The organism is Streptomyces sp. rh34 (assembly GCF_002551245.1).
Classification (GTDB): Bacteria; Actinomycetota; Actinomycetes; order Streptomycetales; family Streptomycetaceae; genus Streptomyces.
The window spans coordinates 1-7,888 of record NZ_NTGZ01000312.1; the positions used below are offsets into that span (position 1 = coordinate 1).

Here is a 7,888-nt window from a genome sequence, read left to right on the forward strand (position 1 = left end):
AGATGTGTATAAGAGACAGATGTCCGGGCCCGCGCGCTGTGCCAGAGAGGTCAGCGCGGTCATGTCCCGGGCCCACCGCTCCGGGCTCCCGAGGGGGTAGTAGGTGTGAACCGCCACGAACTGCACGCTGCGACCGCCGACCGCGACCTCGGCGACGGTCTGGGGCCAGGCGGTATCGCCGTGTGTCGTGCCGGCGGCGGTGAGCGGGAGCCGTGAGTAGACCGAGGAGTCGTACTCGGGGTGGAGTTCCTGGTAGGGCAACAACGCGCCCAGGCCCGCCCTGTCGAGGGCTTCCACTCCGCCCGACGGCATTTGCTGCACAGCCAGAACATCGATCCGCTCCGTGCGGACCAGCTTCACCACTGCCCGGGCGTCGGCGGCACCTCCGTTGGTGTTGATGGTGGCCATACGCAGCTCAACCGCAGCCGTCGGCACCTGCTGGCCATCAGCTAGGAACCGTGGCGCCAGCAGCGCCGCGTGAGCGATCACCAGAGCTGCTGCGCCGGCCAGCGCCCATCGGGACCGAAGCGCGGGAACAGCGGTGATCAGCAGCAGCACCAGCACACCGATGACGGTCGTCCAGGGAAAGAGCACCATCGGCATCGCCAGCGGCGTTCCGGCGTCGAGTCCTGCCAGCCGGACAACGAGCAGAGCGGCGGGCGCGGTGAGCGCGACCCCGCAGCCCAGCAACCCCCATCGCCGCCCGCGACCACCGGCCCGCCGCCGCCCGGCCTCGCGCCGAGCTTCTGCAACCGTGTCCGTCACCCGTCCCCACCCCGGAATCGTGCCCGGCGGAATGAACGTGATCACCGGATCCCAAGACGGAGACGCCCACGCACCCGGCACGGTTCCATCGGCGGACCGAGTCCTTGGACGCGGAGGCCGCACGTGCTGCTGCGACCTGGGCCGCCGACCTCAACGACCAGGACTACATCGCCGCAGTCACCGCCGGCGTCCGGGCGGAGCTGGAGGCCGGCACCGAGCGGACCCAGCGGGAGCTCCTGGAGTCGGTGGAGCCGGGCGAGCTGGACACGGACCCGATCGGTGCGGCATCCGTGCTCGCGTTCACCGACCGTCACGATCGCGGCTGTCCGGCTATGGCTCAGACCTTGATCACCGAACGCCGCGGAGCAGTACGAGTGTCATTGCACCACCTGCGGTTCAGAGCCCGGCAGCGATAAGGATCCCTGCCCCGACGAGGGCGAAGACGCCTCCGATCACCCTGCATGTCATGACGCTGCTGGGCCACGATCGGTAGGCGTAGGACATCGCCTGGAACCGGTCGGCTACCCCTCGAACATTGGCGGCCAAGAGCCCCCCGCCCATGAGAGCGACGCCACCCCACATCAACTCACTCATGGCTGTTCACCACGCGAGGATAGCCAGCCCACGCCGTCGGCAGGAACTCTCTCCGTGATAGGCCGGACAGACCCTAGTGACCTGAGTCAGAGATTCGTCGTTAGTCGGGCATGAGTCGTCCGGGTCCGAAGATTCCGCCGTTGTCGGTGACTGATGCCCAGCGGGCTGTGTTGGAGGGCTGGTTACGCCGCCGGACGACTGCCCAGGCTCTGGCCCAGCGGTCGCGGATCGTGCTGGAGTGCGCCGAAGGCCACTCGATCATGGAGGTGTCACGCCGGCTGCGGATCACCCCGGACACGGTCCGCACCTGGCGACGCCGATTCCTCGATCGGGGCCTGGACGGCTTGTGCGACGACCCGCGGCCCGGCGTTCCCCGGAAAATCACCGATGCGGACGTCGAACGGGTCATCGTCAGAACACTCGAAGAGACTCCGAAGAACGCGGCCCACTGGTCGACCAGGTCAATGGCCGCGGCGACGGGCATGTCGCAGTCGACGGTCTCGCGGATCTGGCGGGCTTTCGCACTGGCGCCGCACCGGTCGCAGTCGTTCAAGCTGTCCACCGACCCGCTGTTCATCGACCAGGTCCGCGACGTCGTCGGTCTGTATCTCGATCCGCCGGAGAAGGCTCTGGTGCTCTGCGTGGACGAGAAGTCGCAGATCCAGGCTCTGGACCGGTCCCAGCCGGTCCTGCCGGTGATGCCCGGCGTTCCCGAACGTCGCAGCCACGACTACGTCAGGGCCGGCACGACGACCCTCTTCGCCGCCCTCGAGGTCGCGACCGGCAAGGTCATCGGCTCCCTTCACCGCCGCCATCGGGCAGTGGAGTTCAAGAAGTTTCTCGCGAAGCTGGACAAGGAAGTCCCGGCCGACCTGCAGGTCCACCTGATTCTGGGCAACTACGCGACGCACAGGACGCCCCACATCAAACGCTGGCTGCTGGCCCACCCACGGTTCCACCCGCACTTCACACCGACCAGCGCGTCCTGGCTGAACCTGGTCGAGCGGTGGTTCGCCGAGCTGACCCAGAAGAAGCTCAAGCCCGGCGTCCACCGCTCGGTCCAAGCCCTCGAACGCGACATCCGGGGCTGGCTCACCGACTGGAACGAGCACCCCAGACCCTTCGTCTGGACGAAGACGGCCGACGAGATTCTCGACAAAGCCGCCGCCTACTGCCGACGAATCTCTGACTCAGGCCACTAGACGCCCGGGCCCGGTTCACTCGCCGCCGGCATCGCCGGGTGACGGCCGACCGGCAGCACGTACTGGAGCGGCTGGTCCAGGTCGTCCAGCCCGAAGACCTCCTGCGCCAGGTCGTCCCGGAACCCGCCGAGTGGTGTGGTGCCCAGACGCAGCGCGGTGGCGGTCAGAAGGAGTGACTGCGCCAGGTGGCCCGCCTCCAGAAGTCCCAGCCGCAGTGCTCGCAGACCGTACCGCTCCCTGAGCCGCCCCAGGTCGACATAGAGGCCCAGGACCACCGGGAGCGAGTCTGGCACGATGCGGTCGGGATCGTCGTGGGGGCGCGAGAGGTACGAGGACAACGACCTGACCTCGTCCATGGCGGGTGCCGGACCGATGTACCGCAGCGCACGCCGTTGCGGCACGCACTGGTAGGTGCCCGGCGCCAGCCCCTGGACGTCCAGCGCGATCAGCCGGAGACCGGCGGTGTAGAGGGCGCCCGCGCTCGGATAGGGCCGGTGGCGCATGAGCCGTTCACTGCCGTCGGCGAACCCGTGCACCGACTCGTGTCCTGACGCGTGCGCTCCCCACAGCAGCGTGCCGAGGGTCGCCGCGTCCAGCGGACCCGTCAGCGCGCCCCGCCGGGAGACGCGGCTGTTCATCACCGTCTGCAGATCCGTGGCGGGGAACGGTCCTGCGGGAAGCGGACGTTCCGAGTCGGCCCGGGGAGCGTGTTCTCCGGCCGGTCGGGCCGGCACGTCGCGGGGTGCCGAGTCCTGTTCCCGCCCGAGGTGGAACTTGCTCCGCTCCAGGTACTGCCGGTCCGGGGAGGTGTGGCCGTCCGGGAAGTACGAGGCCGGCTCGCCCCGGTCCAGGAGGGCGCGCGCGGCCAGTCGGCACACCGCCCGCTCCTCGTCGGGCGCTATCCCCAGGCGGTTGAAGAGCATGTGCAGCTGGGACGCCCATATCTGCGGGCGGCTCACCGCGGGGGAGGCGGCGCCGAGGGCCCGGTCGGCGTCGCGGACACCGTCGTACCAGTCGCTCGGTGTCCCCGCGCCCGTGCCGTCCTCCAATGCCTGCCGTACGGCCCGTGCCCGGGTCGTGAGAGCCTCGCGTTGCAGCGCGTAGACACTGTTCACCCTCGCGTGGACGTGCTGGGGGCCGAGCAGAGGCACATTCTCGGCCCACCGCCAGCTCGCGGCGTGCCGCCGCAACCACTGCGCCGCCGTCAGCCGGTCCATGCCGCAGGCGAGAGCGGTGGCGTGGGCGAGATCGATGCCCAGGGCGAGCCGGGCGCTGCCCAGCGGGGTGTCACGGACGGCCCGCACGGCCACCCGGCTCGACAGGACGAACACTTCTTCCGCCACCGGCAGGGCCTCGGGACCTCCATAGCGCCCGGTCTCCGGAACGTAGCGTTCCACCCGTACCTCGGCGTGCTCCGCCTGCCCGCGTGCGTAATCGGCGACCGGTAGTCGCCCGGCCGACCGCGCGACAATCGCCGGCAGGGACGCGGCCCGCGCCTTCGCTACTCCGCGCACCCGGATGCGCAGATGGTGCCCGCCCTCGTCGTAGCGGATGTAGAACCAGCCGGTGGCCTCGCCCTCGGCGACGAGTCCGTCGAGGAGCGGGGCCACGTCCTCGGTGAGGAAGGCATCGACGTTCTCGGGTGCTGACCGCAGGAAGCAGTGGAGACTCAGCCAGGTGCTCGCCCCTGTTCCCTCTCCTGTCTCCCTTCCTGTCCCGCCCATGCGCGCCTCGCCCTCGGGAGAGCTCGGCCGGGCAGAAGCAGGGGGCTTCCGGGGGCCGTTCGTCATGTGGTGGGTTCCTCTTCCGCGTTGTGGTTGTTGGGTGTGTCGGGGGGCTTGTGTCTTTCTGTCATGGGAATGGATGTGGGTGCAGTGTGAGTTCGTGATGGTGCGCCCTGCGCTGGGTGCGTCCCAGCCGGTACGGCACTTCCAGGAGCCGGTCGAGCCCGTGGGTGCGCCGGTTGACATGCCCGAACGTCATCGGCAGCGAGCCCGGGACCACGACCTTCGCCGTGTGGAGCCCGAGCCGGTCGCGTACGGCGGGTTGGTTCAGTGGTGTGGTGAGGACTTCTAGTCCGTGGTTGGCGAGTCGGGTCACGGTTTGTTCCAGGAGGGTGGTGGTTTCTGGTGGGGGTGTTGGTGTGGGGGGCCAGATGTCGTGCCAGTCCGTTGCGGGGCTGTGTGGGTCGAGGAAGTCCAGCCGGGAGCGGGCTTCGGGGAGGGTGTTGAGGGCTACGTGGTCGGTGAGTGTGGTGACGAGTTCGGGTTGGTGCAGCATCGGGAGCAGCCGTTGCCGGTCGAATGTCTGGGGTTCCGCCCGGTGTCGGTGGACGGCGTTCACTACGTTGGTGACTACCTCGGTGACGGCGGAGCGGATCGCGGTTCGTGGGTGGTGATGGCTTCCGGCGGCGATGAATGCCCTGGGCGCTGAGGCGGGTTCGCCGTTGTGCAGGGCGACGGCGATGACGGCGGGTATCTGGAAGTCGTTCGTTGCGTCGTAGAGTGTCACCCGGTAGCCGGCGAGCGTCGCACGGTCCACGAGGTGCGCTACTTCCAGGTCTTCTGTGGGCACGGTGATCCTGCGCAGGGGGGTGCGCGCGTACCACGCCATCAGGAAGGCGTCTCGCTCGGCGATTTCGAAGAGCCCGTACAGTGCGGCCTCCGCGGGGCTGTTGCCCAACCCGCACCCGCTGGAGCACTCGTATACCACGCGGGGCCGGCCCGGGCTCGCGTCCCAGTAGGCCACGTGTTCGGGCACCGCCGTCGCGCGGTCATGGGTGAGGGACCAGGCGTGTACCCAGTCGAGTTCGAGGTCCGGTGTGTAGGGCACGGTCGTGGAGGCGGGGTGGCCGTGGTGGGCGGGGTCGGGCAGTCCGAGCCGTACCGGGTCCACCGCCCGGTCGGGGCCGAGTTCCGCGTACGGGGCGCGTAGTACGGTCCGGTGGCCGGTGGGGCTCATCGATGCCAGGCGTTCGGCCGCTTCGAACAGGGCGATGCGCTCGCTGCTTTCGAAGTCGATGCTTCGTCCGTAGCCGCCGTCGCGTGTGTGACGGCCGTAGGTCACGTATGCGCTCGTGAGGCTGTGGGCGGATTCTTCGGTGCGCAGGATTTGGTGGACCGGTCCGAATCGTTTGTCGTACAGCACCTTCCGCAGGTTTGTTAGTCCGGTGCGGGGGTTGGGTTCGCGCAGGGTCGCGGGGTCGGTGGGAGGCCTTGGTGAACGGCGGGCGTCCGGGCCGAACGCGGCCTCGGCCACCTCGGCACTGTCGGGGGGCAGTGGGTGGCAGACCGGGCATCCGCCCATGGGTTCGAAGTGGTGGGTGGACCAGGTGCCCCGGCCGTGGTGGACGACGTGGATGGTTGTGTTGGTGGTGTTTGTGTGGTGGAGGGAGCGGGTCAGTGTTCCGATGGTGTTGAGGAAGGTGGGGGAGGGGTGGCCTTGGAGTTGTAGTCCGGGGCTGTTCCAGGGGACTCGGCCGCCGATGGTTGCGAGTCGTTGGTACTCGCTGCATGACAGGCATCCGCGTGTTCTGGGGTGGAGTAGGGGGCCTATGACGGTCAGGGCGCCGTCGCAGCGGACGGGGGTGAGGGTTATGGGGTGGTGCAGTGCGTGGCGGGACAGTTCTTCTGCGTTTTTCAGGGTCCAGGTGTCCAGGAGTACGACCGCGTGGCCTTCGGTGAGTTGCAGGGCGTCTGCGGTGTTGAGGACGGTGGTGAGTGTTTCCTTGGCGAGGGCTTGCCGGAGTTGGTCTGGTGGGGTCACGGGGGTCCTTCCGGGGTGGTGGGGTGGGTGGTGTGTCGGGGGTGGGTGGACAGGACTGAGAAGCCGCACTGTCGTAGTGCTGACCACAGTGCGTGGGTGGCGGCGGGGGCGGGGGCCGGTGGTTCCCAGTGCTGTGGGGTGTGTCCGGTGAGGGCGGTGAGGGTGTCCTGGAGGTCTGGTTCCCGGCCGGCGAGTTCGGTGAGCCACGCCGATGTCCACCCTGTGTTTTCCCAGGGTGCTTGTTCCTGGGTTCGGGTGAGTGCCGCGGACGCACCGTTGGGTGTGACGAGGTGTTGGGTGTGGGTGGTGGCTGTGGCTGACTGGGCTTGGACGACGGCGGAGAGTGCGGCGAAGGCGACGGCGTCGTGCGGTGTTGCCTCGACGGCTGTGCCGAGCAGGCCGGGTGCGGTTGTTGTGGTGGTGGTGTGTCCGTGTACCCGGGCGTGGAAGACGGGCCGGCCGCCCGTGCTCAGGCGTGAGACGGTGACGGTTGCCTCGATGCCGAGCCGGTGGACCAGGACGGACCACCAGTGCGTTGCCTGGGGGTGGTGTGCGGCCGCGGGGTTCCAGGGCACTGTTACCGGGTGGTCCGTGCCCGGGCTGTTCTGGGCTGCGGCTGTCTTTGAGGGGCTGTGTGCCGGTGTGTTTGTCCGGCTGGTTCGCCCGGCGGCTCCGGGGTTCTGTTCTGTTTCTGTCACGGCCCGCCGTAGTGCGCGTCCGCGGGCGTGTTCCGTGCCGGCTCCGACGACGAGGTTCGTTTCGCCGTTTCCCAGTCGGAGTTCGGCCGCACGGCAGACGGCTTCCAGCCGGGCCAGGTCCGCCCGGGCGGCACCGGACAGGAGGGGGCCGTCCTCGGTCGTGCAATGGACCAGCGCCGCGGGGAGCTGGGGGAGCGTCCCGGGGACGGGTTCTTCCAGTACTCCGGTCCTGCTGTCGGTGAGTACCGCGATACGGGCCAGGGACTGGGCCAGCGTACGCACGGCAGTGGGGGGGAGGGTCCGGTCGGTGTCGATGAGTACGGGTCCCGGCCAGCTCCGGTACTCGCCCCGCAGCGGTTCCTGTTCCGCGATGAGGGCCATCGGCAGTCCGGGCAGGAGCCGGGCGTCGCCGGCCTCGGCCGACGGGTCGCGGAGCCCGGCGACCGCGCACACCAGCCGCTGTGCGGCGGACGAGGCCAGGAGCGCGGGCAGCGCGGGGTGCCCGGCCGTGCCGGGTACCTCCCGTCGGCGTAATCTGCTCGCGAGTGCGTCGGCGTCCGCGCGTGCCTGGTCCGTGCTGCCCACGGGGGTGACGAACCCGATGCCCGCCCGTACGCCGACGGCCACCGCTATTTCCGCCGGGCCCCGTTCCGGTGTGGCGGCCGGGGGTTCGCGGTGGCCGGAGGCGGTGAGGAGGATCTGCCCGTGGGGCAGTTTTGCTGTTTCCACGACCTGTGCCCGGATACCGGCCCGGTCCAGTGCCTGTGCGGCGGTGCGTGCGAGCGGGCTGTCCGAAGGCGCGGTGAGGACCCGTGCGCGGCTGCGGGTGAGCGCGGCCGCTGCCGCGGCGGGCCGGGCGGCGAT

6 protein-coding genes are annotated in these 7,888 nt (G+C 69.5%); 2 read left to right on the plus strand and 4 right to left on the minus strand.

Going from position 1 to position 7,888, the window contains the following annotated elements; genetic code table 11:
* A partial coding sequence (locus CR470_RS33520) for an endonuclease/exonuclease/phosphatase family protein (protein ID WP_107489524.1) occupies positions 1–765 on the minus strand: 765 nt, incomplete at its 3' end.
* Positions 766–869: 104 nt separating this feature from the next.
* On the opposite strand from CR470_RS33520, the gene CR470_RS33525 reads away from it, so the two are divergent.
* Together CR470_RS33525 and CR470_RS33535 are read left to right on the plus strand one after the other, a co-directional pair.
* The gene (locus CR470_RS33525) at positions 870–1,181 is read left to right on the plus strand and encodes a hypothetical protein (RefSeq protein WP_097871217.1); all 312 of its coding nucleotides are present in this window, start codon (positions 870–872) and stop codon (positions 1,179–1,181) included.
* 288 nt (positions 1,182–1,469) lie between these two features.
* A complete protein-coding gene (locus tag CR470_RS33535) occupies positions 1,470–2,561 on the plus strand; it encodes an IS630 family transposase (protein ID WP_097871219.1) in 1,092 nt (363 codons plus the stop codon).
* On the opposite strand, the gene CR470_RS33540 is transcribed toward CR470_RS33535, so the two are convergent.
* The 3 genes from CR470_RS33540 to CR470_RS39905 form a co-directional block, all read right to left on the minus strand.
* Positions 2,558–4,351: a thiopeptide-type bacteriocin biosynthesis protein gene (locus CR470_RS33540; RefSeq protein ID WP_257139007.1), complete on the minus strand. Its 1,794-nt coding sequence runs from the start codon at positions 4,349–4,351 to the stop codon at positions 2,558–2,560. The two genes, CR470_RS33535 and CR470_RS33540, sit on opposite strands and share 4 nt — an antisense overlap.
* Positions 4,352–4,412: 61 nt before the next feature.
* Complete coding sequence (locus CR470_RS33545) at positions 4,413–6,326, minus strand: TOMM precursor leader peptide-binding protein (protein WP_097871221.1); 1,914 nt, start codon at positions 6,324–6,326, stop codon at positions 4,413–4,415.
* Positions 6,323–7,888, minus strand: a 1,566-nt coding sequence (locus tag CR470_RS39905) for a hypothetical protein (protein WP_097871222.1), incomplete at its 5' end; no start/stop codon positions are given. The genes CR470_RS33545 and CR470_RS39905, both read right to left, overlap by 4 nt.

What these genes read in the sequence shown, in the direction of transcription:
- CR470_RS33535 (WP_097871219.1), top strand. Translation starts at nt 1,470, where the DNA reads ATGAGTCGTCCGGGTCCGAAGATTCCGCCGTTGTCGGTGACTGATGCC.
- CR470_RS33540 (WP_257139007.1), bottom strand. Translation starts at nt 4,351, where the DNA reads ATGACGAACGGCCCCCGGAAGCCCCCTGCTTCTGCCCGGCCGAGCTCT.